The organism is Chelatococcus reniformis (assembly GCF_014640075.1).
Taxonomy (GTDB): domain Bacteria; phylum Pseudomonadota; class Alphaproteobacteria; order Rhizobiales; family Beijerinckiaceae; genus Camelimonas; species Camelimonas reniformis.
Genome location: NZ_BMGG01000001.1, coordinates 1,052,621 through 1,079,485, shown reverse-complemented (window position 1 = coordinate 1,079,485; position 26,865 = coordinate 1,052,621). Strand labels below are relative to the sequence as shown.

General features: G+C 70.3%; 20 protein-coding genes. 13 read left to right on the top strand and 7 right to left on the bottom strand.

Translation table 11 applies throughout. The features are described from left to right. Positions 1–228 precede the first annotated feature (228 nt). Positions 229–915, top strand: a complete 687-nt coding sequence (trmB, locus tag IEW34_RS04615; protein ID WP_188607897.1) for a tRNA (guanine(46)-N(7))-methyltransferase TrmB — start codon at positions 229–231, stop codon at positions 913–915. A 68-nt stretch (positions 916–983) separates the two neighbouring features. Here trmB and IEW34_RS30270 read toward each other — a convergent pair whose 3' ends face one another. Then, positions 984–3,053, bottom strand: a complete 2,070-nt coding sequence (locus IEW34_RS30270; protein WP_210324435.1) for an adenylate/guanylate cyclase domain-containing protein — start codon at positions 3,051–3,053, stop codon at positions 984–986. 356 nt (positions 3,054–3,409) lie between these two features. Between IEW34_RS30270 and msrB the strand changes: the two genes are divergently transcribed. Further along, positions 3,410–3,829 carry a peptide-methionine (R)-S-oxide reductase MsrB gene (gene msrB / locus IEW34_RS04605; RefSeq protein ID WP_188607896.1) on the top strand — a complete coding sequence of 140 codons (420 nt, stop codon included), beginning with the start codon at positions 3,410–3,412 and terminating at the stop codon, positions 3,827–3,829. 87 nt (positions 3,830–3,916) lie between these two features. On the opposite strand, the gene IEW34_RS04600 is transcribed toward msrB, so the two are convergent. Together IEW34_RS04600 and lepA are read right to left on the bottom strand one after the other, a co-directional pair. Then, a complete protein-coding gene (locus IEW34_RS04600) occupies positions 3,917–5,494 on the bottom strand; it encodes a gamma-glutamyltransferase family protein (protein ID WP_188607895.1) in 1,578 nt (525 codons plus the stop codon). A gap of 739 nt (positions 5,495–6,233) precedes the next feature. Beyond that, a complete protein-coding gene (gene lepA, locus IEW34_RS04595) occupies positions 6,234–8,039 on the bottom strand; it encodes a translation elongation factor 4 (RefSeq protein WP_188607894.1) in 1,806 nt (601 codons plus the stop codon). A 396-nt stretch (positions 8,040–8,435) separates the two neighbouring features. Between lepA and IEW34_RS04590 the strand changes: the two genes are divergently transcribed. Next, the gene (locus IEW34_RS04590; RefSeq protein WP_188607893.1) at positions 8,436–9,845 is read left to right on the top strand and encodes an MFS transporter; all 1,410 of its coding nucleotides are present in this window, start codon (positions 8,436–8,438) and stop codon (positions 9,843–9,845) included. Between the two features lie 357 nt (positions 9,846–10,202). Here the strand turns inward: IEW34_RS04590 and IEW34_RS04585 are convergent, their stop codons facing one another. Next, entirely contained in the window at positions 10,203–11,018 is an 816-nt protein-coding gene (locus tag IEW34_RS04585; protein ID WP_188607892.1) for an SDR family oxidoreductase, read from the bottom strand. A 180-nt stretch (positions 11,019–11,198) separates the two neighbouring features. After that, complete coding sequence (gene hrcA / locus IEW34_RS04580) at positions 11,199–12,293, bottom strand: heat-inducible transcriptional repressor HrcA (protein WP_188607891.1); 1,095 nt, start codon at positions 12,291–12,293, stop codon at positions 11,199–11,201. A gap of 177 nt (positions 12,294–12,470) precedes the next feature. Here hrcA and rph point away from each other — a divergent pair, with 177 nt between their 5' ends. Then, positions 12,471–13,184, top strand: a complete 714-nt coding sequence (gene rph / locus IEW34_RS04575; protein ID WP_188607890.1) for a ribonuclease PH — start codon at positions 12,471–12,473, stop codon at positions 13,182–13,184. Then, a complete protein-coding gene (locus tag IEW34_RS04570; RefSeq protein ID WP_188607889.1) occupies positions 13,184–13,858 on the top strand; it encodes a non-canonical purine NTP pyrophosphatase in 675 nt (224 codons plus the stop codon). Before rph ends, IEW34_RS04570 begins: the two co-directional genes overlap by 1 nt. 114 nt (positions 13,859–13,972) lie before the next feature. On the opposite strand, the gene IEW34_RS04565 is transcribed toward IEW34_RS04570, so the two are convergent. Then, a complete protein-coding gene (locus IEW34_RS04565) occupies positions 13,973–14,413 on the bottom strand; it encodes a DUF2852 domain-containing protein (protein ID WP_188607888.1) in 441 nt (146 codons plus the stop codon). Between the two features lie 167 nt (positions 14,414–14,580). Between IEW34_RS04565 and hemW the strand changes: the two genes are divergently transcribed. Further along, entirely contained in the window at positions 14,581–15,765 is a 1,185-nt protein-coding gene (gene hemW / locus IEW34_RS04560; protein ID WP_188607887.1) for a radical SAM family heme chaperone HemW, read from the top strand. A gap of 243 nt (positions 15,766–16,008) precedes the next feature. On the opposite strand, the gene IEW34_RS04555 is transcribed toward hemW, so the two are convergent. Next, positions 16,009–17,187 carry a penicillin-binding protein activator gene (locus tag IEW34_RS04555; RefSeq protein ID WP_244641758.1) on the bottom strand — a complete coding sequence of 393 codons (1,179 nt, stop codon included), beginning with the start codon at positions 17,185–17,187 and terminating at the stop codon, positions 16,009–16,011. A gap of 400 nt (positions 17,188–17,587) precedes the next feature. On the opposite strand from IEW34_RS04555, the gene rsmI reads away from it, so the two are divergent. The 7 genes from rsmI (at position 17,588) to infB (ending at position 26,629) form a co-directional block, all read left to right on the top strand. Then, positions 17,588–18,454 (top strand): 16S rRNA (cytidine(1402)-2'-O)-methyltransferase, encoded by an 867-nt coding sequence (rsmI, locus tag IEW34_RS04550; RefSeq protein ID WP_188607996.1) that lies wholly within the window; start codon positions 17,588–17,590, stop codon positions 18,452–18,454. Then, positions 18,451–19,440, top strand: coding sequence for an ABC transporter ATP-binding protein (locus IEW34_RS04545; RefSeq protein WP_188607886.1), 990 nt, complete (start codon positions 18,451–18,453; stop codon positions 19,438–19,440). The genes rsmI and IEW34_RS04545 overlap by 4 nt, the downstream gene beginning before the upstream one ends. Further along, complete coding sequence (locus IEW34_RS04540; RefSeq protein WP_244641754.1) at positions 19,437–20,192, top strand: ABC transporter permease; 756 nt, start codon at positions 19,437–19,439, stop codon at positions 20,190–20,192. The genes IEW34_RS04545 and IEW34_RS04540 overlap by 4 nt, the downstream gene beginning before the upstream one ends. Before the next feature lie 194 nt (positions 20,193–20,386). Continuing rightward, positions 20,387–21,022 carry a ribosome maturation factor RimP gene (rimP, locus tag IEW34_RS04535; protein ID WP_188607885.1) on the top strand — a complete coding sequence of 212 codons (636 nt, stop codon included), beginning with the start codon at positions 20,387–20,389 and terminating at the stop codon, positions 21,020–21,022. Between the two features lie 133 nt (positions 21,023–21,155). Continuing rightward, entirely contained in the window at positions 21,156–22,763 is a 1,608-nt protein-coding gene (gene nusA, locus IEW34_RS04530; protein ID WP_188607884.1) for a transcription termination factor NusA, read from the top strand. A 227-nt stretch (positions 22,764–22,990) separates the two neighbouring features. Further along, entirely contained in the window at positions 22,991–23,704 is a 714-nt protein-coding gene (locus IEW34_RS04525; RefSeq protein ID WP_188607883.1) for an RNA-binding protein, read from the top strand. A 201-nt stretch (positions 23,705–23,905) separates the two neighbouring features. Next, positions 23,906–26,629 (top strand): translation initiation factor IF-2, encoded by a 2,724-nt coding sequence (gene infB, locus IEW34_RS04520; protein ID WP_188607882.1) that lies wholly within the window; start codon positions 23,906–23,908, stop codon positions 26,627–26,629. Positions 26,630–26,865 lie beyond the last annotated feature (236 nt).

The window sequence follows — 26,865 nt, the reverse complement described above, 5'->3', positions numbered from 1 at the left end:
GCGCACCTCGGCCTATGGGCACTTCGGCCGCGCGCCGGAGGCGGACGGCGGCTTCTCGTGGGAACGCACGGATCTGGCCGAGGCCATCCGCTCGGCCGCCGGCTGAGCGGCAGCTTCAGCGACCCGTCGGGTATCGTCGGGGCGCTCGACTGGAGCATGTCCCGATCGGAAGCATCATCCGATCGGACAAGGGCTTAGAGACCCGGCGGTAACTGCGGACGCGCCATCATGACCACTGGCTTGCCGCATGCCGGCGCCTTCCATGGCCGCCGCAAGGGACACCGCCTGCGCGACCGGCAGGCGGCCTTGATGGCCGACGTGCTGCCCCGGCTGCGCCCGCCCCCGGCGGGCGCCGTCGCGCCACGCACGCTCTTCCGGCGCCCGATCGGCGAAGTCTGGCTCGAGATCGGCTTTGGCGGCGGCGAGCATCTCGTCGCTCAGATGGGCCGCCACCGCGACGTCGGCTTCATCGGTTGCGAGCCGTTCGTCAACGGCGTCGCCAAGCTCCTGGCCAATGGCGAGGCGGACCTGGATCGCCTCATCATCCACGACGGCGACGCCACCGAACTCCTGCCGCGGCTGCCGGCCGCCTCGATCGACCGGGCCTTCATCCTCTATCCCGATCCCTGGCCCAAGCGCCGGCAGCGCAAGCGCCGCCTCGTCTCGCCGGCGACCCTGGCGCTGCTCGCCCGCGTCCTGAAGCCGGGCGCGACGCTGCGCTTCGCCACCGACATCGACGACTACGCCGCCTGGACGCTGGCGCGCGCCGCGGCTTCGCCCGATTTCGACTGGCCCGCAGCCTCGGCCACGGACTGGACGCGCGCTTGGCCGGACTGGCCCGGGACGCGCTACGAGGCCAAGGCCTTCCGTGAAGGCCGCGTGCCCAGCTACCTCACCTTCGTGCGCACCGGCTGAGAGGGTCGCGGCAGGGCACGCGCCGAGCCGCTGGCCGCTGAGGCCTCGGTGAATTCACGCATCCGACCTTAAGGCCGCTCGAACGTCCTGACCTCGGAGGGCGAGCCGTCGGCGTAGGTGAGCGCGACGGAGACGCCGGTCACGTCGGCCGGCACGGGCACCGAGACGCGGGCGTCGGCGGGCACCCCATAGGGCTTGATCTCGTCGCAGGGCGGCAACGGCAGCGCCATGTCGATCGGCCCATCGCCGAAGCCGATGCGCGCCTCCTTGAGCGCGCAGCGGTAGACGATGAGGTGATTGAAGTAGACGAGGTCGCGGTCCGCAGCCCAATCCAGCCACGAGCCGGAGGTCAGCTCCAGGACTTGGCGCTGGTTCGCCGCCAGCGCCTCGCGCGGGTCGAAGGGAATCGGGAATGGCCCGGCATGTCCGCCGGACAGGTCGTTATAGGACAGGTAGACCGTCGTCCGCGTCTGGTCGGCCGGCAGGTTGAAGTTCGCGGTGGCCGTCGGCTTGCGGCTGCCGCTGTCCGCGCTCTCGGCCGCGGCGACCGGAACGAAGGCGCCGCTGTCGCCGATCCGATAGGCGATTCCAGTCGCCGGCTCCGGCAGCGTGACGGCCGCCAGCCAGCCTTGATCGCCGCGGCGGAACGAGGCGGTCGGCCGCGTCGATGCTCCGTTGAAGCGTGCCTCGATGGCGGCCTTGCGGCGCTTGGCGTTGTCCACCCATTCCGCGCGCATGCGCTGGTCGAGGAAGAAGGGCGCCAGCTTGCCGTCCTCGTCGGCGCTCAGCACCCGATCCAGCGCGTCATATTCGAGCCGCCGCTCGGTCAGCGTCGGCACGCTGCCGGATTCATCACCATAGACGCCCGCGAGCGCGTACCAGCCGGGAATGAAGCCGGGATCATCGGCGACCAGCGCCTCAATCTTGCTGCGCCGCTCGGCCGGCGGCAGCTGCTGGACATAGACCAGTTGCACAGCCCGCGCCGGATTGCTGGCGGCGAGATCGGCGTAGACCTCGCGCGCCCCGGCACGTCCGTCCTGGATCCGCAGCAGCGCCGCCAGGCGCAGCTGCGGATCGATGAACTCGCCGGGCAGCCGCACCAGGGTGAGATAGGCGCGGCGGGCACCCAGCGCGTCGCCCTTGGTCTCCAGCACCCGCGCATTGTGATAGAGTTCCGCCACGGTCGACGCGTTGGCGACCGGCTTGGGATCGCGGGCAAGCTGGGCGAAGGCAGCGGACGGGTCTGCCGGCAGGGCCGGCTTGGCGGCCTTGGCTGGCCCGCCCCCCGCGGGCTTGCGGTCGGTGGGCTTGACGTCCACCGGTTTCGTCTCGGGCGGCTTGGCGCCGCCCCCTTCGCCGGCGGCGCGCGGCGGCACGACGATCTCGCCGCTGGCCAGCATGCCGCCTTCCTTCTCGATGGTCCGGCGAACCAGGCGCAGCGTCGGCAGCACGATGAAGACGATGGCGAGCGCCACCAGCATCCAGCGCAGCGCCCCCCACGGCATCCGGCCACCCCCGCGCCTGGCCGGACGGCCCGCTGTGGCGGTGGGCGCCTCCACGCGCTCGCCCGGCCAGGCCACCATGTAGGCGTGGACCGGAGTGGGTATGTGTTTCAGGGTCTGCGGACCGAGGTCTCGAAACGAGACCGGCACCTTTGTGGTCACCGCCTCGTGCACCGTGCGCGACACGCAGATGCCGCCCGGTGCCGCCAGGCTTTGCAGCCGTGCCGCGATGTTGACCCCGTCCCCCAGCAGGTCGCCGTCGCGCTCGACGACGTCGCCGACGGTGATGCCCATCCGGAATTCCAGCCGGCGGCCGGGGGCGAAAGACAGGTTGCGACTGCGCAGCGTCGTCTGGATGTCGACGGCGGCGCGCACCGCCTCGACCACCGAATCGAACTGCGACATGACTGAGTCGCCGGCGGTGTTGAAGATCCGCCCGCCGTGCCGTGCGATGCAGCCGTCGAACAAGGTGCGGTATTCGGCCAGTCGCCGCAGCGTGCCTTCCTCGTCTTCGGCCACCAGCCGGGAATAGCCGGCGACGTCGGCAGCGACGATCACCGCCATCCTGCGCTTGAGCGTGCCGGCCCCCTCGCGCGGCTCGGGCCAGGGCGCGGCCGTCGGCTTGATGACGCCCATGGCTAGTGCGCCTCGCCGGGCCGGCGGCCACCGCGCAGGCGCCACGGCAGGCCGCCGATGTGCGGGAAAAAAGCATGTGTCATGGTTCGTGACGAGGCTCTGTGCGGCGGCGGGCGGCGAATGCTCCGGGCGGCGTCCGGCTCTGTCTGTGATCCAGCGCACACCGCGGTCCAGCCACCCATAGCCTTGCGCATCGATTCGGTCATTTCGAAGTCCGCCGCGGCGCGGCGGTCCCGTCCACCGGCCTCCGCGGCCGATGGTGCGCCCGACGGCTGGGGAGTTGAGCGGAGGCTCGTTCGCAACCATATTCCAGGGCAAGCGGACATGGCCACACTGCCAGACTTCGAGGAGACGACATGTACACCGCAGCCTCCAGCCAGAGCAAAGCCTATCCCGTCAGCCACACGGACGAGGAGTGGCGCCGCCTGCTCACGCCCGAGCAGTACGAGGTGCTGCGCGGGCACGGTACCGAGCGGCCAGGCAGCTGCGCCCTCAACTACGAGAAGCGACCTGGCAGCTTCGTGTGCGCCGGCTGCGGCCAGAAACTCTTCACCTCGGGAACCAAGTTCGACAGCGGCACCGGCTGGCCGAGCTTCGACAGCCCCGAGCCCGGTTCGGTCGAGACCAGCAGCGACACAAGCTACGGCATGGTCCGCACCGAGGTGCATTGCGCCAACTGCGGCGGGCACCTGGGTCACGTCTTCCCGGACGGCCCGCCGCCCACCGGCCTGCGCTACTGCATCAACGGCGTGGCGACCAACTTCGAGCCGGAGTAGAGCACCCCTCTCGTCGATCGCAAGCCAGCGATCGGACGGCGGCTTCATGCGCCACGGCCGGAGCGGGTCGGCCGTGGCCCGCGGACCTCAGAACCCCAGCGCCATGCCGTCCTTGCGATGATCGGAGGCGCCCAGCAGCAGCCCGCGTGCAGCGTCGATCATGATCGCCTGGGAGCCGCCGATCGGCGAGGCGACGATCTCCAGGTCGTGGCCACGCCGCGCCAGATCGGCCAGCACCGCGCTCGGCACGGTGGGCTCGACCTGCAGGCGGCCGGCAGTGGCGAAGCTGCGCGGCGCTTCGTTCGCCTGCTGAATATCGAGCCCCTCCTCGAACACGTGGGCGAGGAGGTGCGCGTGGCCGGTCGCCTGGTACTGGCCGCCCATGACGCCGAAGGGCATCAGGGCTCGCCCGTTCTTCATCACCATGCCGGGGATGATCGTGTGCAGCGGCCGCTTGCCCGGCGCGATGGCGTTGGGATGGCCGGGCGTGGTGCGGAAGGCCGAGCCGCGGTTGTGCAACAGCACGCCACAGCCGGGTGCGTAGATGCCCGAGCCGAAGCTGTGGAAGATCGAGTTGATGAAGGAGACCGCGTTGAGGTCCCGATCGACCACCGTCAGATACACCGTGTCCTTGTGGGCGACGTGGTCCCAGGCGCCGAAGGCGCTGGCGCGGTCCATGCGGATATGCGCGCTCACCCGGTCGAGCCAGGCGTCCGAGAGGAAATGCTCGACCGCAACGTCGATGTGATCGGGATCGCAGAGATAGGCGTCGCGGGCGTGGTAGCCGGCCTTGGTGATCTCCGCCATCAGGTGGATGCGGTCGGCCTCGCCATGGGCATCGCCGGCGAGGCGCTCGTGCAGCCGCATCATCATCAGCGCGATCAGGCCCTGCCCATTGGGCGGGCATTCGTACACCTCCACGTCGCGATAGCGGGCGTGGATCGGCTTCACCTCCAGCGAGGCCTGCGCCGCGAAATCCGCGGCCGTGTGCAGGCCGCCCAGACCGCGCAGCTTGCCGACGATCTCCTCGGCCACCTCGCCCTCGTAAAAGGCGGCGCGGCCGCCCCGGGCAATGGCCGCGAGCGTGCGGGCCAGCGCGGGCTGGCGCACGAGGTCGCCCGCCACCGGCGCCCGCCCCCCCGGCAGGAACTGCGCCGCCGCGTCGCCATCGCGCCCGAGCTTGTCCACCGATCCTGCCCAGTCGAAGGCGACGCGCGGGGTGACCCGGTATCCCTCCTCGGCCGCGCGGATAGCCGGTGCCAGCAGCAGGTCCAGGCCGCGCGTGCCGTGCGCCTGGTTGAGCCGGCACCAGGCATCGACGGCGCCCGGCACGGTGACCGCGTGGGGCGACAGCGGATTGATCTCGGTGACGGCGCGCTCGGCGAACCAGGCGCACGTCGCCCCGGCGGGAGCCCGGCCCGAGCCGTTGAGCGCGATCGGCGGCCCGCCGGCGCGGCTGTAGAGCATGAAGCAGTCGCCGCCGATGCCGGTCATGGCCGGTTCGACGACGCCCTGCACGGCGACCGCGGCGATGGCCGCGTCCATGGCGTTGCCGCCGTCCCGCAGGACGTCGATCGCCGTCAGCGTCGCCAGGGGATGGGAGGTCGCCGCCATGCCGCCGCTGCCCATGGCGAGCGAGCGGCCGGGGCTGATGAAATTGCGCATCGCTCAATCCTCGTGTGCGAACGGCGGCGGGCTCGCGCGGTGCCGACCGGCAGGTGCCGGCGGACCCTCGCGGATGAACAGGACGCTAAAAGCGCTTCGCGATGGGGCGGAATTACCCAATCGCTGACAAGGGCTCCAGGTTCAATGGTCCGGAGGCTCCCATCCAACATGCAAAATCGCGACCGGTCGCGTCGCAATTTGCAAAGCCGCTTCGAAGACGCGTACCGACGTTTGCCCCAACAACGGCGATGAGCCCTTGAACTGTGGGGTTTCTGCCACCTGGCCCAATTGCAAGACGGTTGCACATAGGGGCATGCCCAGCGCGGCGACGACGACCGGCGGGCCAACGCGGTGATCGTGTCCCGGCTCGATTTCCGCAGCTCGATCGCCGACGTGCGCCTGCTCAAGGTGGCTGGCGACGTGGTGGTCTGCGAGTTCCGTTCCGCCTACGAGGGCGTCGACCCGATGGTCATCGAGCTGCCGGTCGCCGCGATCGGCGGCATCGTCGGCTGGCCGAGCGGGCCGCGGCGCCGGGCAAGGCCGCGGCGGCGCCGGGGCCCGCGGCCGAGCGGCGGATGCCGGAGCTGCCCCGGTGCGCCACGCCGCGGCCCCGATCGGGACCAGCCCGCGCCGCAGCCGCCGATGGCCTCGAGGCGTCAACGCCGAGGATTTCGTGCTAACCGAGGAAGAGCTCGCCTGGCTGATGCAGCCGGTGTTGGACAAGGCCGCCTGAGGTGCCTCAGCTGTCCATCTTCAGGGCGGCGATGAAGGCCTCCTGGGGGATGTCGACGCGGCCGAACTGGCGCATGCGCTTCTTGCCCTCCTTCTGCTTGTCCAGCAGCTTGCGCTTGCGCGAGGCGTCGCCGCCGTAGCACTTGGCGGTCACGTCCTTGCGCAGCGCCCGGATGGTCTCGCGGGCGATGATCTTGCCGCCGATCGCCGCCTGGATCGGGATCTGGAACAGGTGCGGCGGGATCAGGTCCTTCAGTTTTTCGCACATGGCGCGGCCGCGCATCTCGGCGCGCGCGCGATGCACCAGCATGGACAGCGCATCCACCGGCTCGGCGTTGACCAGGATCGACATCTTGACGAGGTCGCCCTCGCGGTAGCCGGTGATGGCGTAGTCGAACGACGCGTAGCCCTTCGACACCGACTTCAGCCGATCATAGAAATCGAACACCACCTCGTTCAGCGGCAGGTCGTAGACGACCATGGCGCGCTTGCCGACGTAGTTGAGGTCGATCTGCTCGCCGCGCCGGTCCTGGCAGAGCTTCAGAATGGCGCCGAGGTAGTCGTCGGGCGTCAGAATGGTGGCGCGGATCCACGGCTCCTCGATCGAGGCGATCTTCATCACGTCCGGCATGTCGGCCGGATTGTGCAGCTCCATCATCGTGCCGTCGCTCATATTGAGCCGATAGACCACCGACGGCGCCGTCGAGATCAGGTCGAGGTTGAACTCCCGCTCCAGCCGCTCCTGGATGATCTCCAGGTGCAGCAGGCCGAGGAAGCCGCAGCGGAAGCCGAAGCCCAACGCCGCCGATGTCTCCATTTCGAAGGAGAAGCTGGCGTCGTTGAGACGCAGCCTGCCCATGGCGGCGCGCAGGTTCTCGAAGTCCGCCGCATCGACGGGGAACAGGCCGCAGAACACCACGGGCTGAGCGGGCTTGAAGCCGGGGAGGGCGTCGGTGGTCGGGCGCCGGTCGTCGGTGATGGTGTCGCCGACGCGGGTGTCGGCCACCTCCTTGATCGACCCGGTGAGGAAACCGACCTCGCCCGGGCCGAGCGCGGCCACATCGCGCATCTTGGGCCGGAAGACGCCGACCTTGTCGACGCCGTAGGTGGCACCGGTGCCGAGCATGCGGATGGTCATACCCTTCTTGAGGACACCATCGACGACGCGCACCAGCACCACCACGCCGAGGTAGGCATCGTACCAGCTGTCGACCAGAAGCGCCTTGAGCGGGGCCGCCTCGTCGCCCTTGGGCGGCGGCAGGCGGGTGACGATCGCCTCGAGCACGTCGGGGATGCCGAGGCCGGTCTTGGCGGAGATCGCGATCGCCTCGGAGGCGTCGATGCCGATGACCTCCTCGATCTGCTCCTTGATGCGGTCCGGCTCGGCCGCCGGCAGGTCGATCTTATTGAGCACCGGCACGATCTCGTGGCCGGCGTCGAGCGCCTGGTAGACGTTGGCCAGCGTCTGCGCCTCCACGCCCTGGGACGCGTCGACGATGAGCAGGGAGCCTTCGCAGGCGGCGAGCGAGCGCGACACCTCATAGGCGAAGTCGACGTGGCCGGGCGTGTCCATCAGGTTGAGGACGTAGGTCTTGCCGTCCTTGGCCGGGTATTCCAGCCGGACGGTCTGCGCCTTGATGGTGATGCCCCGCTCGCGCTCGATATCCATCGAATCGAGCACCTGCTCGGTCATCTCCCGCTCGGAGATGGCGCCGGTCGTCTGGATCAGGCGGTCGGCCAGCGTCGACTTGCCGTGATCGATGTGGGCGACGATCGAGAAGTTGCGGATGTTGTCGATGGAATGCGAGCTCATTGCGACGAGATAGCAGCGCCCTGCGGCAACGCCAAGGCGGCATCGAAAGCCTCGAGAGCCTTGTGTCCCCTTGGCCGACGGCGGCCCGGCCCCGCCGCAGAGACCGCTGGAGCATGTCCGACAGATGGAATCATCCAATCGGTTAGAAATTCACCAAGTCTTTGAATCCGGATCGCTTCTCTTGCGATTGGGTGATTGCAGCCAATCGCGGCGCGATCGAGCGCCGATTTGGGGGCAGGCCGCCCCTGCACCAGCCGCACGCGGCGCCTGCCCGCCTTGTGCTAGAGCGTTGTAGGGGCGGCTGGAATTGCACACGAGCGCGCTCCGATGGCGTCGGCCCGGGCTGGCAAGCGGGTTAATGCGGACCGCCGTGCGCCGTCCGCGCGGGATCAGCCAATGCGTCTCTTGGACGAAGCACAGCCGCCGCCGGTCCGCCAGACCCCGGCCGAAGCGCCGCCCGACGGCCTGCCGCAGCGCGAGCGGCTGCCGGCGCTGCTGGCGATCCTGATCTCCGTGGGCATGGCGACGCTGGACACCGCCATCACCAACACAGCGCTGCCGACCATCGCCGCCGATACCCACTCCGATGCGGCCGCGACGATCTGGGTGGTCAATGCCTACCAGCTCGCCATGGTCGCCACGATCCTGCCGCTCGCCGCGCTGAGCGAGATCGTCGGCCACAAGCGGGTCTACATCGCCGGCCTCGTGGTCTTCACCGTCACCTCGCTCGCCTGCGGCCTGGCCTGGTCGCTGCCAACCCTGGTCGGCGCCCGCGCGCTACAGGGGCTGGGGGCTGCGGCGATCATGAGCGTCAACGCCGCGCTCATCCGCTTCATCTATCCGGCCCGCATGCTGGGCCGCGGCGTCGGCGTCAACGCGCTGGTGGTCGGTCTTGCCTTCACCGTCGGGCCCACCGTCGCGTCGGCCATCCTGTCGGTCGCGACCTGGCACTGGCTGTTCCTGATCAACGTGCCGGCGGGCGTGATCGCGGTCGCCCTGTCGCTCCGCGCCCTGCCGCACACGCGGCGCAGCGACCGACCCTTCGACGTCGTCGCGGCGCTGCTGTCGGCAGCGGTCTTCACGCTGCTCATCCTCGGCCTCGGCACGGTCGCCCACGGCGGCGCGTGGCTGCTCGTCGCCGCACAATGGGGCACGGCGATCGCCTGCGGCTATGCGCTGCTGCGGCGCGAATCCGGCCGCGCGGCACCGATCCTCGCCGTCGACCTGTTCCGGCGGCCCGCCTTCGCGCTGTCGGCCGCCACCGCCGTCTGCTCCTTCGCGGCGCAGGGGCTGGCCTTCGTGTCGCTGCCCTTCCTGTTCCAGAACGTGCTCGGCCACAGCCAGGTGGAGACCGGCTTCCTGATGACGCCCTGGCCGGCGGTCGTGGCGCTCATGGCGCCGATCGCGGGTCGCCTCTCGGATCGCTATGCGCCCGGCCTGCTCGGCGGCATCGGGCTCGTCTGTCTCGGCGCCGGCATGGCGAGCCTGGCCCTGCTGCCCGCCGACCCGGGCTTCGGCGACATCGCCTGGCGTCTGGTGCTGTGCGGCGCGGGGTTCGGCTTCTTCCAGTCGCCCAACCTGCGCGCGCTGATGACCAGCGCCCCGCGCGAACGCGCTGGCGGCGCCAGCGGCATCGTCGCCACGGTGCGGCTGCTCGGCCAGAGCATCGGGGCGGCGCTGGTCGCCCTCTGCCTGAACTCGGCCGGTCTGCTGGGGCCGGAGCTCGCCCTCTGGCTCGGCGCGGGCTTTGCAGCCGTCGGCAGCCTGATGAGCTTCCTGCGCCTGCACCCGGCCTCGCGGCGGTAGCGGGATATCTCACGGCGGCCGTTTTCGGGGAGGGGGCGCCGAGGCACCCCGGTGGCGGTCGATGTGAGACGGTGTTCCCCGCGCAGGGAAATCCTGACACTCCCGCGGGAGCGCGCCGCCCCCTCCACCGCCTTCGGCGGTCCCCCTCGCCCGCTGCGCGGAGGAGGAACAGCACGTTGTCCTCACCCGCGAAGCGGGGGAGGGGGACCATGCGCAGCATGGTGGAGGGGGCAACCGCCCGTCCCCGCCATGCCGGGCCACGGCGCCTACGAACACAAAGCCGGCGCGGTCGGCTTCGCACCGCGCCGTCGTCGCATCAGCAGCGCGCCGGTGCCGGATGTGATCGCCGAGAGCCGCTCAAGCGCCGGCTGCGCCCTCCATCTTCCAGCTGCTGCCCTCGAAGCCGCCCTTGCCGAAGGCGATGCCGCCGTCGACGGTGATCGTCGAGCCGACCACGTAATCGCCGGCGCGGGAGGCGAGGAAGATGGCAGCGCCCGCCATGTCCTCCTCGGTGCCGACGCGGCCGGCCGGCACGCGCTTGGCCACACCGTCGGCATTGTCGCGCGCGTCGATGTTCATGTCGGACTGGAACGGGCCGGGCGCGATGGCGGTGACTACGATGTGGTCGGCGATCAGCTTGGCGGCCATGCGCCGGGTCAGGTGGATCAGGCCGGCCTTGCTCGCCGCGTAGGAATAGGTCTCCAGCGGGTTGACGAAGATGCCGTCGATGGAGGCGATGTTGATCACCTTGGCCGGCCTCGCCGGGCTCGCCGCCTTGCGCAGCGGGGCGGCGAGCGCCTGAGTCAGGAAGAACGGCGCCTTGAGGTTCAGGTTCATCACCTTGTCCCAGCCGTTCTCGGGAAAGGTGTCGAATTCCGCCGCCCAGGCCGCGCCGGCGTTGTTCACCAGGATGTCGAGCTTGGACTCGCGCTCGCCGATCGCCTTGGCCAGGGTGCGGGCGCCCTCGACCGTCGAGATATCGATCGGCAGCGAAATGCAGGTGCCGTGCTGCGACAGCTCGGCCGCCGTCGCGTCGCAGGCGGCCGCCTTGCGGGCGGTGATGTAGACCTTGGCGCCGCTCTCGACGAAGCCCTTGGCGATCATCTTGCCGATGCCGCGCGAGCCGCCGGTCACCAGCGCGACCCTGCCCGCGAGCGAAAACAGATCCTTCATGGACGCTCCCACCGATTGTCTTGCAGATACACTTATCGTTGTGCGACGGGCCGGGGCTCGAGACAAGCACCTGTCGCGCCGACCTCGGAGCCTGTTTGGGAATTGGGCGCGGAGGGCTGTCGCGGGATTCTTGCGCTCTGGGGCGTCGGACCGGCCCGCCCGACATTTCCAAACAGGCTCTCAGCGCCCTTCGTAGAGGATCGATACCAGCCGGGCGGTATAATCGACCATGGGAACGATGCGCGCGTAGTTGAGCCGCGTCGGGCCGATGACGCCGACGACGCCGACGATGCGCTGCTGGCCGTCGTGGAACGGCGCCGCGATCATCGACGAGCCGGAGAGCGAGAACAGTTTGTTCTCGGAGCCGATATAGATGCGCACGCCTTCGCCGCCCTCGGCCCGAGAGAGCAGCTCGATGACGTCCTTCTGGGTTTCCAGGTCGGCAAAGAGGAGGCGCACCCGCTCCAGTTCCTCGCCCAGGGTCACGTCTTCCAGGAGGTGTGCCTGGCCGCGCACGATGAGCTGGCGGGCATCGGTCGAGGAGCCGACCGCGATCGCCAGGCCCATGTCGACCAGCCGCGCGGTCAAGGCGTCCAGCTCGCGCTCCATGTCGGAGCGGCGGTGGCTGAACTCGCTCTTGAGATCGGTCAGCGTCTTGCCGCGCGCCCGCGCGCTCAGGAAATTGCTGGCCTCCACCAACGCCGACACCGGCAGCCCCGCCGGCAGGTCGACGATACGGTTCTCGACATTGCCGTCCTCCGCCACCAGCACCACGAGGGCGCGCCGGGGGTCGAGGCGAACGAACTCGATATGCTTCAGGCGGACGTTGCTCTTGGTGGTCACCACCACGCCGGCGCTGCGGGCCAGTCCGGAGAGCATCTGCGTCGCCTGAGTCAGCGTCCCCTCGAGCGACTGACCGGCTGCGGCGGCGCGCAGCTCCGTCTCCATCCGCCCCTGCTCGTCGGCACCGAGGTCGCCGATTTCCAGCATGGCGTCGACGAAGAAGCGCAGGCCGGACTCCGTCGGCAGACGGCCGGCCGACGTATGCGGGGCGTAGATCAGGCCGGCATGTTCGAGATCCGCCATGACGTTGCGGATCGACGCCGGCGACAGCGTCATCGGGATGATGCGGGACAGGTTGCGGGAGCCCACCGGCTCGCCGGTCGCCAGATAGCTCTCGACGATCTGCCGAAAGATCTCGCGGGACCGCTCATTGAGCTCGGCCAATGCAGACGCACGGTCCGGACCGGTCCCGGCGCCGAAAGGAGCTGTCATCCACACCCTCGCACGACATGCTAAACATAAGTGGTGTTGCGCCTTTTTTTCAAGCGCCGGCAGCCGAGCGGAGCGCGGGGGCCCGGTTGCGGCGGCACGCTTCGACAAATAGCGCTTCACAGCCCTCTTCGTCCCGCTCTAGAAGCGCACTCCGGCATCGGTAACCAGGACCTGTTCATGCGGCCCTCCAAACGCCCCTCCGACGAAATGCGCAAAGTGACCCTCGAACGGGGGGTGGCGCGGTATGCGGAGGGCTCCTGCCTCGTCAAGTTCGGCGACACGCACGTGTTCTGCACGGCCTCGCTGGAGGAGCGGGCGCCGCCGTGGCTGCGCGGCCAGGGCCGCGGCTGGGTGACGGCGGAATACTCCATGCTGCCGCGCGCCACCCTCGAGCGCACCCGGCGCGAGGTGAATTCCGGCAAGCCCTCCGGCCGCACCCACGAGATTCAGCGGCTCATCGGCCGCTCTCTGCGCGCGGTCGTCGATCTGCCGGCGCTCGGCGAGCGCCAGATCTCGGTCGACTGCGACGTGCTCCAGGCCGACGGCGGCACGCGCACCGCTGCCATCACCGGGGCCTGGGTCGCCCTGCACGACTGCATCGCCTGGATGAAGGCCCGCTCGATCGTGTCGGGCCAACCGCTCAAGGACCATGTGGCGGCGGTCTCCTGTGGCATCCACCAGGGCGTTGCGGTGCTCGACCTCGACTACGCCGAGGATTCGACGGCGGAAACCGATGCCAACTTCGTCATCACCGGCACCGGCGGCATCGTCGAGGTGCAGGGCACCGCCGAAGGCAAGCCCTTCTCAGAGGCGGAGCTGATCGAGCTGCTGCGCCTTGCCAAGCTCGGCACGGGCAAGCTGGTCGACCTGCAGAAGATGGCGGTGACCTGATGGCCGGCCCGTCGCCCGCGCCGACCGCGCGCCGGCTCGAGGGGCGCGTCGTCATCGCCACCCACAACCCCGGCAAACTCCGGGAGATGCGCGACCTGCTCGGCCCCTTCGGGGTCGATGCGGTGTCGGCAGGCGAGCTGGGTCTGCCCGAACCGGAGGAGACCGGCACCACCTTCGCCGAGAACGCCGCCATCAAGGCCCGCGCCGCGACCGTTTCGGGCTGGCCGGCCCTGGCCGATGATTCCGGTATCTGCGTGGATGCGCTCGACGGCGCGCCCGGCATCTTCTCGGCCCGCTGGGGGGGCCCGGCGAAGGACTTCGCCGCCGCCATGGCGCGCATCGACGCCGAGCTCAGCCGCCGCGGCATCGGGCGCGACCGGGCGCGCACGGGCCATTTCGTCTCGGCGCTGGTCGTCGCGTGGCCGGACGGCGAGGACGCGCTGTTCGAGGGGCGGGTGTTCGGCGATCTCGTCTGGCCGCCGCGGGGCGGCCAGGGCTTCGGCTACGATCCGATGTTCCGGCCGGAGGGCTTGGCCCAGACGTTCGGCGAACTCTCTGCCGAAGCCAAGCACGGCATCGACTGGACCAAGGCCGCGGCGGGCGGCGAGCCGCCCGCGCTCTCGCACCGGGCCCGCGCCTTCGTCAGCCTCGCACGGAGCTGTCTTGGCCTGTGATGGCCGCCGTTGATGCGCTGACGCCGTTGATTCTCTGATGTGGCGCAAAGCAAAAGCCAATGGCCGGACCACGGGGGACCGGCCATTGGGCAGGATACGACCTACAAGCGAAGCTTACGCCTCGCGGGTCGGCTCGGCGGCTTGGCGCCGACGCATATAGGCGTCGAACTCCTCGCGATCCTTGGCGCGCTTCAGCTCCTCGACGAAGGCAGCAAAGTCGCGCGCCTCCTCGTCGAGGCGACGGCGCTCGGCCTCCAGACGCTCCAGCTCAGCCCGACGGTATTCGTCGAAGTGGCTGTTGCCCGTCGGCGCGTGGGCACCATAAGCGGGGCGCAGCGAGCCTTCCGAGAGGAAGGCGAAGTTGCGCTCGACGAACTCCCTGAGGTCTTTTGGCACGGGGTAGCCCATGACCTTCCAGACGATATACGCAACAGCCAGCGGCCAGAACCAGATGAAGGCGAACACGATGCCGACGATCTCGAGGGCGCGCTTGGGGGGACGGCCGCAGCGTTGGCCGGCCGCATTACCGTTCCAGGCGGAGGCAGAGGTAGACATCAACGTCTCCAAAAAGTGAACCAGACCGTTATGTGGGGGGGCGATCCCAACGCTTTCAAGAAGTGACGGAGTCGATTTCGTCGGGTGTTCATGGCAAGGCGAGTTTTGACGAGTCGAAGGATGACTTGATGCACCCGGGCCAGACGTTTCGCCCTGATGATGCTGCAATGCACCGCTCCGCCGACGCGGGCCTCTCCGCGCGGCCGCCGTTCGCGGCGGGCTTCGCCGTCTACGTGCACTGGCCTTTCTGCGCCTCCAAATGTCCCTACTGCGATTTCAACAGTCACGTGCGGCGAACGCCCGTGGACGAGCCCCGCTTCGTCGCCGCCTTCGAGCGGGAGCTCGCCCACCGCGCAGAGCTCGCCCCCGGCCGCACGGTGACGAGCATCTTCTTCGGCGGCGGCACACCCTCGCTCATGCAGGGCCGGACCGTCGGGGCGATCCTCGATGCCATCGGCCGGCACTGGGCGGTCGACAGCGACGCGGAGGTCACGCTCGAGGCCAATCCCACGAGCGTCGAGGCCGGCCGGTTCCGCGACTATCGGGCGGCCGGCGTGAACCGCGTGTCGCTGGGCGTGCAGGCGCTCGACGACGACGCCCTCAGGCAGCTCGGGCGGTTGCACACGGCGGCCGAGGCCCTGTCGGCGGTGGGGGTGGCGGCCCGACACTTCGAGCGCTTCTCGTTCGACCTGATCTACGCCCGACCTGCGCAGAGCCCGGCGGCCTGGCGCGCCGAGCTGGAGCAAGCGCTGGCGCACGCCGCCGAGCATCTGTCCCTCTACCAGCTGACCATCGAGCCGGGGACCTGGTACGAGCGTCTCTACCGCGCCGGCAAGCTCACCATCCCCGACGAGGACCTCGGCCGCGCCCTGTGGGACGTGACCCAGGAGGTCTGCGGGCGGCACGGCCTGCCCGCCTACGAGGTCTCCAACCACGCCCGCCCCGGCCGCGAATGCCGGCACAACCTGGTCTACTGGCGCTACGGTGAGTATGCCGGCGTGGGTCCCGGCGCCCACGGGCGTCTCGTCGGCCCCGCGGGGCGCCTCGCCATGGCCACCGAGCCGGCGCCGGAGGCCTGGCTGGCCGCCGTCGAACGGCAGGGGCACGGCCTGATCGAAGCCGAGCCGCTCACCGCCGAGGCCCAGGGCGACGAGTTGCTGGTGATGGGCCTTCGGCTGGCCGAGGGGGTCGAGACCGGCCGCTACGCCCTGTTGGCCGGGCGAGCGCTTCGGCGCGAGCGCATCGATGAGCTGGTTGGCGCCGGCCTGATCACCAACGAGGCCGGGCGGCTGGCACTGACGGCAGAGGGCTTCCCGCTGCTCGACGCGGTCATCGCGCGCCTCGCCGCTTGACGGCGGCACTGGCCGCGACTCGCGGGGCGGCGCATCTCGCCCCGCTTGCGGGCGAGGGGTCGGCTTGCGCGGCGGGGCAAGCCGGATGAGAAGAGCGCCAGGCCGCTCGCGGCGCGCGGCCGGGCGTCGGTCACGGTACGACTAGAGCGTTTTCGAGCGAAGTGGACGCCGGTTCGCGTGAAGAAAACGCGCCAGAACAAGCAGATAGAGCGTTTCGGCGATTCGAAGAAACGCGGAAAGGCTCTAGCTGCCGAGGCTCTTGGGCGCGGGGCTGATCGCCACGCCGTCGCCCGCCCTCACCTCGTAGACGGCGAGGGCGCGATCGTTAAGGCCGTCGCTGCGGAAGCGGAACACCCCGTCGGCGCCGCTGAAGCCGGACGGGTTGGTCAGCGTCGCCTCGGAGAAGCGCGCCGCCCCCTGGGTGCGCTCCAGCGCCGCGACCAGCGAGACGGCATCGTAAGTGAGGCTGGCGATGCGGGACGGCTCACCGCCGTACTTGGCGCGGTAGCGGTCTGAGAAGGCATAGAAGCCCGTCGACGGCGGGGCCGCGAACCATCCCCCCTGGAGGGCGGGGAGCCGCAGGAGTGAACCCTCGTTCCATTGGCTGGTGCCGAGGGGCTTCACCTTGGCCTTGTCGAATCCCGCGCCCGGCAGCGCGCCGGCAGTCGACGGCAGGGCGGCGCCGTCGGGCAGGAACAGGGCGTCGGCAGCGGCGAGGACACCGGCGAGCCGCCGCACCGCGTCGGCCCCGTTGTCGCCGGAGAAGCGCTCCAGGCCGACGATACGGCCCTGCCGGGCCGGCACCACCTGCTGGAAGGCGCCGGCCGTCACGTTGCCGTAGGGGGTCTCGGAGATGGCCGCCGCGAAGGCCGTCCGGCCCTGCGACGCGGCGTAGCTCACCACCCGCTGCACGTCGCTCGCGGGCAGGAAGCTCATGAGGTAGACGCCCGGGGAGGCGACCGAGGCGTCCGTGGAGAAGGCGATGACCGGCCTGCCCGCGGCCTTGGCCACCTGGCCCGCCGCCGCCACGGCCGGCGCCAGCAGCGGCCCGAGGATCAGCTCCACGTTCTGGGCCACGGCCGCCCGGGCCGCCGCGCGCGCCCCCTCCGCCGTGCCGCCGTCGTCGAACACCACGATCTGGATATTCGCCTTGCCGAATTCCGCGAGGGCGAGGTCGGCGGCGTTGCGCATCGACGCCGCCGTGTTGGCGACGCCGCCCTGTGCCGACAGCGGCAGGATCAGCCCCACCTTGACCGCCCCGCTGCCGAGCGTTGCGGCGGGCTGGACCGGTTCGCCCGTCGTCAGGCCGCCCATGTCGTTGGTGCAGCCGGCGGCGAGGCCGAGCACCGGCGCCGCGACGCCGAGCTTGAGGGCTAGGCGCAGCATGTCGCGGCGACTGGGAGGATCGGTCAAGAACGGCACAGGCTACTCCCCGTTCGTCGCGCCGGAAGGGCTCTCGCTCTACGCCAATACAGCCGCCATGCCGTGCGCAGAGCACAGTAGAGCGCAAATGTGTGGTTTCCGATTCATTTGTGGCGCGGCCGCCGATGCGCTCGCGGTCATCTTGCGCGGCATCGGTAAACGCCGGGTTTCGAGAGCCCTCGACCGAAGCGCTTGCCGAACGGCTGGAGCCGCCGGGATTCATCGGCTCGCCGCATGCCATTCCGCTCGCCGTTCTGATCCGCCACGCCGGCGGGCGACGCTTCCGGTTGACACCTGTTCCATGCCAGGGTGCGGCACGGGCAGGGGGTAGAGCGTGACGAAGGCACCGGAGCAGCGGGCGGCGACAGGAGCGGAGCCATCGCGCTTCACCGCCTTCGGCATGGCGGCGGAAGCCGATCGAATCGCGCCAGGGCTGCACCTGGTGGCGACGCCCATCGGCAACCTGAAGGACATCTCGTTCCGGGCGCTCGGCACGCTCGCGGCTGCCGACGCGGTCATCGCCGAGGATTCGCGCGTGACCAAGGGCCTGCTCGCCCACTATGGCATCACCACGCCGCTGCTGAGCTACCACGAGCACAACGCCGCCCAGATGCGGCCGAGAATCATGGCGCGCCTGCACGAGGGCCAGGCCCTGGCCCTGGTCTCCGACGCCGGCACGCCCCTCGTTTCCGACCCCGGCTACAAGCTGGTGGAAGACGCCCTGGCCGCCGGCATCGAGGTGACCAGCGTGCCCGGCCCGTCGGCGGTGCTGACCGCGCTGGTGGTGTCGGGCCTGCCGACCGACAGCTTCTTCTTTGGTGGCTTCCTGCCGCCCAAATCCGCGGCACGGCGGGCGCGCCTGCTCGGCCTCGCCCAGGTGCCGGGCACGCTGGTGTTCTTCGAATCGGCCCAGCGCCTGGGCGACATGCTGGCCGATGCCGCCGCCATCCTGGGGCCGCGGCCGGCGGCGGTGGCGCGCGAGCTCACCAAACTCTACGAGAGCGTCGTGCGCGGCGATCTTCCCTACCTCGCCGGCCACTACGCCGAGGCGGGGCCGCCGCGCGGCGAGATCGTGGTGCTGATCGGCGGCCCGATCGCCGCAGCCGTCGCGGAGGACGACCTCGACGAACGGTTGCGCCGTCTGCTCGCCGACCATTCCCTGAAGGAGGCGGTGGCGCTGGTCACGGCGGAGACGGGCCTGCCGCGGCGCGACGTCTACGCCCGGGCGCTGCTGATCGGCCCGAAGGACCGCGGGGAGCCCGAATGACGGCCGCGCCGGCCGCGCCCGACACGGCGGACGACGCCCGCGCGCGCCCCGCGATCGTGTTCGAGGCCGTGACCAAAGCGCTCGGCGGCCGCACCATCCTCGACCGCCTCGACCTCGAGGTACCGCCCGGCCGCTTCGTCGTGCTGATCGGCCCCTCGGGTTGCGGCAAGACGACGACTCTCAAGCTCGTCAACCGGCTGGAGAGCCCCGACGGGGGCCGGGTGCTGGTGGACGGCGAGGACATCGCCCGGCGCGACGCCGTCGAGCTCAGGCGCGGCATCGGCTACGTGATCCAGTCGGGCGGCCTGTTCCCGCACTGGACGGTTCGCGACAACATCGCCACCGTGCCGCGGCTGCTGGGCTGGCCGCGGTCGCGCATCCGGGCTCGCATCGAAGAGCTCGTCGGCCTGCTGCGCCTGCCGGCCGATCACATCGGCCGCTACCCTCACCAGCTCTCGGGAGGTCAGCAGCAGCGCGTGGGCATCGCGCGGGCGCTCGCCGCCGATCCGCCGATCCTGCTGATGGATGAGCCGTTCAGCGCGCTGGACCCGGTGACACGCCTCGAGCTCCAGGACGAGATCAAGGAGATTCAGCAGCGCACGGGCAAGACCGTGGTGTTCGTCACCCACGACGTGGACGAGGCGATCAAGCTGGCGACCGACATCGCCCTGCTCAACGCCGGCCGCCTCGCCTGCTTCGGCTCCCCGCGCCAGGTGACGGCGGCGCAGGCCGGCTCCTTCACCTATGATTTCCTGGGCGGCGGCGCGATCGGCCTGCGCCGGCTGGCGCTCGAGCAGGTGGCCGACCGGGCGCGGTCGCCGGGCCCCGGCGCCCCTGGGCGCGGCGGACCGCAGGTCGCGGCCGACGCGAGCCTGCGCGAGGCGCTCTCGGCCATGCTGGAGCATGGTGCCGACCGCCTGAGCGTCGTCGACGCGGCGGGACGGCCGGTAGGCACCCTCGGCTGGTCGGACCTGGCGCCCCGATGAGCGCGGCCGAGGCGGGCGGCGGCGGCCGGCTCGGGCGGGCCGCCATGCTGCCGGCGCTGCTGACGGGCTGGCTCGTGCTGCTGTGGGCCCTGCCCCATGCAGGGCCACTGTTCGCGGGGCTGGCGCCGGCAGGCGCACCCGCGGTCTACACACGCTCGCCGCTACTGATGCTGGCGCTCAACCACCTGCTGCTGGTTGGCGTCGCCTGCACCATCGCGCTGGGCCTCGGCCTGGGCACCGCCATCGCCGTGACGCGCGGCGCCGGCGCGGCCTTTCGGCCGCTGGTGGAATCCCTGGTGGCGCTGGGCCAGACCATCCCGCCGGTCGCCGTGCTGGCGCTGGCGGTGCCGATGATCGGCTTCGGCGCCGTGCCGACGATCGTGGCGCTGGTGCTGTACGGGCTGCTGCCCGTGCTGCAGACGGCGCTCGCCGCCTTCGACGGCACGCCCCCGCAACTCAAGGAGGCGGCGGCGGGCATGGGCCTGAGCTCCGGCCAGATGCTGCGGCAACTGGAATTGCCCTTGGCCGCCCCGCTCGTGCTCGCGGCGCTGCGCACCAGCGCGGCCACCGCCATGGGGACGGCGACGATCGGCTCCGTCGTCGGCGCCTCGACCTTGGGCGATCCGATTATCGCCGGCCTGGTCGGTTCGAACCCTGCCTTCGTGGTGGAGGGCTGCATCGCCGTCGCCGCCACCGCCATCGCGGTCGATGCGGTGCTGCGGCAACTGGAGCGCGCCAGCCGCCGGCGATGATGGCGCCCCGCGGGGATGGGCCCTGTCGGCAAGATCTTGCGGCGCGCCGTCTTTTCGATTACATGTGCGCTATTCCTACATTCCAGACGGGTCCTTCATCGGACTAATCCGGAGAGTGGTCCTTCTCGTGGGGGCCGCTCTTTTCGCACTGGCGCATCACATCGGCCTGATTTGGCATCGGGGACTGGCGGCCCATGACAGTGGAAGCATCCGACAGACGCGTCGTCGGCGAGAGCGGTGTGGCGGCGCGTGTCGCGACGATCGTCGAGCCGGTGCTCGCCGACCTCGGCTACCGGCTGGTGCGCGTGCGCGTCACCGCCCTCAACGGCTGTACGGTGCAGATCATGGCCGAGCGGCCGGACGGCACCATGGGCGTGGACGACTGCGAGGCCGTGAGCCGGGGCGTGTCGCCGGCGCTCGACGTGGATGATCCGGTCGGCCGTGCCTATCACCTTGAGGTCTCGTCGCCGGGCATCGACCGGCCGCTGGTCCGCCGCTCGGACTTCGAGCGCTGGTCGGACCACGAGGCCAAGCTCGAGCTGGCGGTGCCGGCCGCGGGCCGCAAGCGCTACCGCGGCATCATCCGCGGCGTGGACGGCGAGGAGGTGCTGCTGGAGCGCCCCGACGCCGGGCCGGACGAGGAGCGCCTGGTGCGATTGCCGCTCAGTGACATCGGCGAGGCGCGCCTGGTGCTCACCGACGCGCTGATCACCGAAGCCCTGCGCCGCGACAAGGCGGCACGGCGCGCGCGCGCCGAAGCGGTGGATGACGATGACGACCATGATGTCGATGTCGATGAGGACGAGGGTCCGCTTGAGCGGCCGCACTAGTTGATGTTCGGGCGTTTCTCTCGCGGTTGGGGTCTTCCGATCGCCGGGCGCTCCGGAGCGATGATTTTTGAGTTGCGTGCGGGCGGAGGGCCGAAGGCCGCGCCCGCGGCGGTGGTTGTAGAAGGAGAATTCCATGGCCGTCAGCGCCAACAGGCTTGAGCTCTTGCAGATCGCCGACGCGGTCGCCCGCGAGAAGGTGATCGATCGGCAGATCGTGCTCGCCGCCATGGAGGACGCCATCCAGAAGGCCGCCCGGTCCCGCTACGGCAGCGAGACCGACGTGCGCGCCGAGATCAATCCCAAGAGCGGCGAGATCCGGCTGTCGCGGCTGCTGCTGGTTGCCGACATGGTCGAGAACGACGCGACGCAGATCGCTGTCGAGGATGCCCGCCGCCGCAACCCGGCGGCGCAGATCGGCGACTACATCGCCGAGACGCTGCCTCCCTTCGACTTCGGGCGCATCGCCGCGCAGTCGGCCAAGCAGGTGATCGTGCAGAAGGTGCGCGAGGCTGAGCGCGACCGACAGTACGACGAGTTCAAGGACCGCATCGGCGAGATCGTCAATGGCCTGGTGAAGCGGGCCGAATACGGCAACGTCGTCGTCGATCTCGGCCGCGGCGAGGCGATCGTGCGGCGCGACGAGCTGATCCCGCGCGAGACCTTCCGTCCGGGCGACCGGGTGCGCGCCTATGTCTACGACGTGCGCCGCGAGACCCGCGGGCCGCAGATCTTCCTGTCGCGCACCCATCCGCAGTTCATGGCCAAGTTGTTCGCGCAGGAGGTGCCGGAGATCTACGACGGTGTCGTCGAGGTGAAGGCGGTGGCACGCGATCCCGGCTCCCGCGCCAAGATTGCCGTGATCTCCCGCGACAGCTCGATCGATCCGGTCGGCGCCTGCGTCGGCATGCGCGGCTCGCGCGTGCAGGCGGTGGTCGGCGAGCTGCAGGGCGAGAAGATCGACATCATCCCCTGGTCGCCCGACCATGCCACCTTCATCGTCAACGCGCTGCAGCCGGCCGAGGTGGTCAAGGTGGTCCTCGACGAGGACAATGAGCGCATCGAGGTGGTGGTGCCGGACGACCAGCTGTCGCTGGCCATCGGCCGCCGCGGCCAGAACGTGCGGCTCGCCTCCCAGCTCACCGGCTGGGACATCGACATCATGACCGAGGCGGAGGAATCGGAGCGCCGTCAGAAGGAGTTCGCCGAGCGCACCACCGCCTTCATGGACGCGCTGGACGTCGACGAGGTGGTCGGCCAATTGCTCGCCTCCGAGGGCTTCAGCTCGGTCGAGGAGCTCGCCATGGTGGAGCTTGCGGAACTGGCCTCGATCGAGGGCTTCGACGAGGACACTGCGCTGGAGATCCAGACGCGCGCGCAGGAATACCTGGCCAAGGTGGAGGGCGAGCAGGATGCCCGTCGCCGCGAACTCGGCGTCGCGGACGACCTGCTGGAGATCGACGGCGTCACCATGCCCATGCTGGTGGCGTTCGGCGAGAACGACATCAAGACGGTGGAGGATCTCGCCGGTGCGGTGACCGACGACCTCGCCGGCTGGACCGAGCGCAAGGACGGCGAGGCGGTCCGCCACAAGGGCGCCCTCGATGGCTTCGACCTGTCGCGGGCGGAGGCCGAGGCGATGATCATGGCGGCCCGCGTCAAGGCCGGCTGGATCGAGGCGCCGGCGCCCGCCGAGGACGACGGGGTCGAGGACGATGGCGGCGAGGAGCAGCCGGAGGCCTAGGGCATGTCGCCGTTGGATGCGGTCATCCAAGGCGCAGCAATGCTCATAAGCTTTTGATCGGGCGGAGCCCGCCCCGATCGCACGGGACGCACTCCTGATCGGGAGGGGTGGAGCAATTTTGTGCAGATGGATGATCTCGTTCATCTGCGAACGCGCGATCGCCCGTCGATCGCCGTGGCCGGGGCGCCGCAGCCGGCTATCCATTGCAACGCGAAAGGACGACCTGATTGGCGCAGCAGCAGCGCAGCAGGAACGAGGACGGGCCCGAACGATCGTGCATCGTATCGCGTGAGGTGCGCGCGCCACACGAGATGATCCGGTTCGTCGTCGGCCCGGACGGCGTGCTGGTGCCGGACCTCAAGGCTCGTCTGCCTGGCCGTGGCGCCTGGGTGACGGGGGAAGCCGACGTGGTGCGCGAGGCGGTTCGGCGCAAGGCGTTCGCCCGCCGCCTGAAGACGCAGGTCACCGTCCCGCCGACGCTGGCCGAGGACGTCGACCGGCTGCTCGAGCGCGACGCGCTGCAGGCGCTGTCCTTTGCCAATAAGGCGGGGGAGGCGGTCTGCGGCTTCACCAAGGTGGAAACCGCGATCGGCAAGGGCCATGTGGTGATGATGCTGCACGCCCGCGAGGCGGCTGCGGACGGCGTTCGCAAGCTGGAACAGGCGGTGCGGCGGCGCGGCGACGCGGCGGTAGAGCGAATAATTATTGCTCATGCCTTTGCCGGCGACGATTTGGGTTTGGCATTAGGGGCCCCACATGTGATACATGCGGCCCTTATTGCTGGCCCGGCGAGCACAGGCTTTCTGGCTCGCTGGCGACGGCTATCTTGTTTTCGGGGTCCGCGGCCGGCCGAGTCGGCCGGCGGGGCCGTTAGGCCCAGCGCCCCGGAAGCGGATGAATTACACCCGTCGCAACGCAGTGCCTCCGGGCACGACGGCTAACGCTCCGGCACGTTCTGGGGCTGCGCGTGGGGCCGAATACGGCCGCAACGGAACATCAAGGGTCGGGTGACCCGCCGGAGCATGTCTTGATCGGATGTTTCCGACCGGTGGAAATGCTCCCACTTTTGAGTCATGAGCACGCGTCGGACGGGAGGGACCACCCGATCGACGAGGCGCTGAAGGGCGAGCGGCAGGAACGGAATGAGTGAAAGCAAGAACCCGGGCGACAAGACGATCAGCGTCGGACAATCCAAGACGTTGACGCTCAAGCGTCCGGTCGAGCACGGCACGGTACGCCAGAGCTTCTCGCACGGCCGGAGCAAATCGGTCGTGGTCGAGAAGGTGAAGCGTCGTGCCCTGGGCCCCGGCGAGCTGAAAGAGGCGCCGCCGGCCCCCATCGTGCGCCAGCCGCCGCCGCAGACCGTGCCCAGCCGTCCGCCGCCGCCGCCGCAGCGCCCCACCGGGGTGGTGCTGCGCACGCTGACCGAGGACGAGCGCGAGGCGCGCATCCGCGCCCTGACTCAGGCCAAGGGCCGCGAGGAAGAGGATCGCCGCGCCGCGCTCGAGGAGGCGCGTCGCCGCGCCGAGCGGGAAGCCATCGAGCAGGCCGAGCGCGAGGCCGCCGAAGCGCGCAAGCGCGAGGAAGAGGATCGCCGCCGGCGCGAGGACGAGGGCAAGCGGCGGGCGGAAGACGAAGCCAGCCGCCGGCTGGGTGACACCCGCCCCGCAGTGGCAGGGCGCGAGCCCACGCCGCCGCTGCCCCGCGGCGAAGCGGGGCCCGGGACGCCGACCGCCATCGTGGCGCGGCCGCGCCCGTCCGGCTCGCGGCCGCCGGTGCTGCTGTCGCCGACCCCGCCGGCATCCGCCACCCCGAAGCCGACAACGACCGCACAGCCGTCGACGCCCGCCGCCGCGCGGCCTGCCCAGACGTCCGAGGACGAGACGCCGCGTCCCCGCCGGCCGCTCGGCGCCGGTGCGCCGGCCCGGCCCGCACTCGCTCCCAAGCCCACCAAGACCGCCGGCGACGCCCGCCAGCGCGGCCGCCTGACGGTGTCGACGGCGCTGACGGCCGGCGACGAGCGCACCCACTCGGTCGCCGCCTTCCGTCGGCGCGTGCAGCGCATGAACCGCGGGAACGCCAACGAGCCGCGTGAGCGCCTCTCGCGTGAGGTCGTGGTGCCGGAGACGATCACCATCCAGGAGCTCGCCAACCGCATGTCGGAGCGGGCGGTGGACGTGATCCGCATGCTCATGAAGCAGGGCCAGATGCATAAGATCACGGACGTGATCGATGCGGACACGGCCCAGCTGATCGCCGAGGAGCTCGGCCACACCGTGCGGCGCGTGGCCGAGTCGGACGTCGAGGAAGGCCTGTTCAGCTCCGACGATCCCGACGACACGCTGGTGCCGCGGCCGCCGGTCGTGACCATCATGGGCCACGTCGACCACGGCAAGACGTCGCTGCTCGACGCCGTCCGCAAGACCAACGTGGTCTCCGGCGAGGCCGGCGGGATCACCCAGCATATCGGCGCCTATCAGGTGACCTCGCCGCTCGGCGGCAAGATCACCTTCATCGACACCCCCGGCCACGCGGCGTTCACCTCCATGCGCGCCCGCGGTGCCAAGGTGACCGACATCGTCGTGCTGGTGGTCGCCGCCGACGACGGCGTGAAGCCGCAGACCATCGAGGCGATCAACCACGCCAAGGCGGCCCGGGTGCCGATCATCGTGGCGATCAACAAGGTCGACAAGCCGGACGCCAACCCGCAGCGGGTGCGCACCGAGCTGCTCCAGCACGAGGTCGTGGTGGAGTCGATGGGCGGCGACACGCTGGAGTTCGAGGTCTCGGCCAAGGTCGGCACCAACCTCGACAAGCTGCTCGAGGGCCTGCAGCTGCAGTCTGAGATCCTCGACCTCCGGGCCAATCCCGATCGCTCGGCCGAGGGCAACGTCATCGAGGCCAAGCTCGATCGCGGCCGCGGCCCGGTGGCGACCGTGCTCGTCGATCGCGGCACGCTGCACGTGGGCGACATCGTCGTGGCCGGCAGCGAATGGGGCCGGGTGCGCGCGCTCATCGCCGACACAGGCGAGCACATCAAGGAGGCGGGCCCGTCGATGCCGGCCGAGGTGCTGGGCTTCAACGGCACGCCGGAGGCCGGCGACCGCGTGGCGGTGGTGGAGAACGAGGCGCGGGCTCGCGAAATCACCGAGTTCCGCGCCCGTCAGCGGCGCGACCTGGCGGCCGCGCGCGGCGCCGCGAGCGGCCGTTCGCTCGCCGACATGATGCGCGACCTCAAGGAAGGTGCCGGCAAGAAGGAGTTCAATCTCGTCGTCAAGGGCGACGTGCAGGGCTCCGTCGAGGCCATCCGCGGCGCGCTGGAGAAGCTCGGCAACGACGAGGTCACCGCCCGTATCCTGCATGCGGCGGTCGGCGGCATCACCGAGTCCGACATCACCCTGGCGGAGGCCTCCAAGGCCGTCGTGGTCGGCTTCAACGTGCGCGCCAACAAGGAAGCCCGCGAGGCGGCCGACCGGGCCAGCGTCGAGATCCGCTACTACAGCGTGATCTACGACCTCGTCGACGACGTGAAGCAGGCCATGTCCGGTCTCCTGGCGCCGACGCTGCGCGAGCATCGCCTGGGCGAAGCCCAGATCCTGGAGATCTTCGACGTGTCGAAGGTCGGCAAGGTGGCGGGCTGCCGGGTCGTCGACGGCGTCGTCGAGCGCGGCGCCTTCGTTCGCCTGATCCGCGACAGCGTGGTGATCCACGAGGGCAAGCTCTCCCAGCTCAAGCGCTACAAGGACGACGCCAAGGAGGTCGGTGCCGGCCAGGAGTGCGGCATGTCCTTCGAGAGCTACCAGGACATGCGCAAGGGCGACGTCATCGAGTGCTACCGCGTGGAGGAGATCCGGCGCAGCCTGTAAGGGCGGCACGGATCACGCCACTGTCCGCCGGACAGAGGGCGGACCGGCGCGCGGACATGCGCCTGCGCGATCCCGCCGACCGCAAGCGGGATCGCTCCCGGACACACCTGTCCAGCGCCAGAGCATTTCGCCACTGGATGAGGTCATCCCATGGCACGGAAATGCTCATGACTTTTGAAACTGGAGCGTATCGCTTCGCGACCGGGTGACCCGCCCCGTCGCGGAGCGCCCTGACC

Coding starts and splice junctions, on each gene's coding strand:
- lepA (WP_188607894.1), bottom strand. CDS start 8,039: ATGAGCTCGCATTCCATCGACAACATCCGCAACTTCTCGATCGTCGCC.
- IEW34_RS04545 (WP_188607886.1), top strand. CDS start 18,451: ATGACGGCCGCGCCGGCCGCGCCCGACACGGCGGACGACGCCCGCGCG.
- IEW34_RS04570 (WP_188607889.1), top strand. CDS start 13,184: ATGGCCGGCCCGTCGCCCGCGCCGACCGCGCGCCGGCTCGAGGGGCGC.
- IEW34_RS04585 (WP_188607892.1), bottom strand. CDS start 11,018: ATGAAGGATCTGTTTTCGCTCGCGGGCAGGGTCGCGCTGGTGACCGGC.
- infB (WP_188607882.1), top strand. CDS start 23,906: ATGAGTGAAAGCAAGAACCCGGGCGACAAGACGATCAGCGTCGGACAA.
- msrB (WP_188607896.1), top strand. CDS start 3,410: ATGTACACCGCAGCCTCCAGCCAGAGCAAAGCCTATCCCGTCAGCCAC.
- hrcA (WP_188607891.1), bottom strand. CDS start 12,293: ATGACAGCTCCTTTCGGCGCCGGGACCGGTCCGGACCGTGCGTCTGCA.
- IEW34_RS04540 (WP_244641754.1), top strand. CDS start 19,437: ATGAGCGCGGCCGAGGCGGGCGGCGGCGGCCGGCTCGGGCGGGCCGCC.
- trmB (WP_188607897.1), top strand. CDS start 229: ATGACCACTGGCTTGCCGCATGCCGGCGCCTTCCATGGCCGCCGCAAG.
- IEW34_RS04590 (WP_188607893.1), top strand. CDS start 8,436: ATGCGTCTCTTGGACGAAGCACAGCCGCCGCCGGTCCGCCAGACCCCG.
- rph (WP_188607890.1), top strand. CDS start 12,471: ATGCGGCCCTCCAAACGCCCCTCCGACGAAATGCGCAAAGTGACCCTC.
- nusA (WP_188607884.1), top strand. CDS start 21,156: ATGGCCGTCAGCGCCAACAGGCTTGAGCTCTTGCAGATCGCCGACGCG.
- IEW34_RS04600 (WP_188607895.1), bottom strand. CDS start 5,494: ATGCGCAATTTCATCAGCCCCGGCCGCTCGCTCGCCATGGGCAGCGGC.
- rsmI (WP_188607996.1), top strand. CDS start 17,588: ATGGCGGCGGAAGCCGATCGAATCGCGCCAGGGCTGCACCTGGTGGCG.
- hemW (WP_188607887.1), top strand. CDS start 14,581: ATGCACCGCTCCGCCGACGCGGGCCTCTCCGCGCGGCCGCCGTTCGCG.
- IEW34_RS30270 (WP_210324435.1), bottom strand. CDS start 3,053: ATGGGCGTCATCAAGCCGACGGCCGCGCCCTGGCCCGAGCCGCGCGAG.
- IEW34_RS04565 (WP_188607888.1), bottom strand. CDS start 14,413: ATGTCTACCTCTGCCTCCGCCTGGAACGGTAATGCGGCCGGCCAACGC.
- rimP (WP_188607885.1), top strand. CDS start 20,387: ATGACAGTGGAAGCATCCGACAGACGCGTCGTCGGCGAGAGCGGTGTG.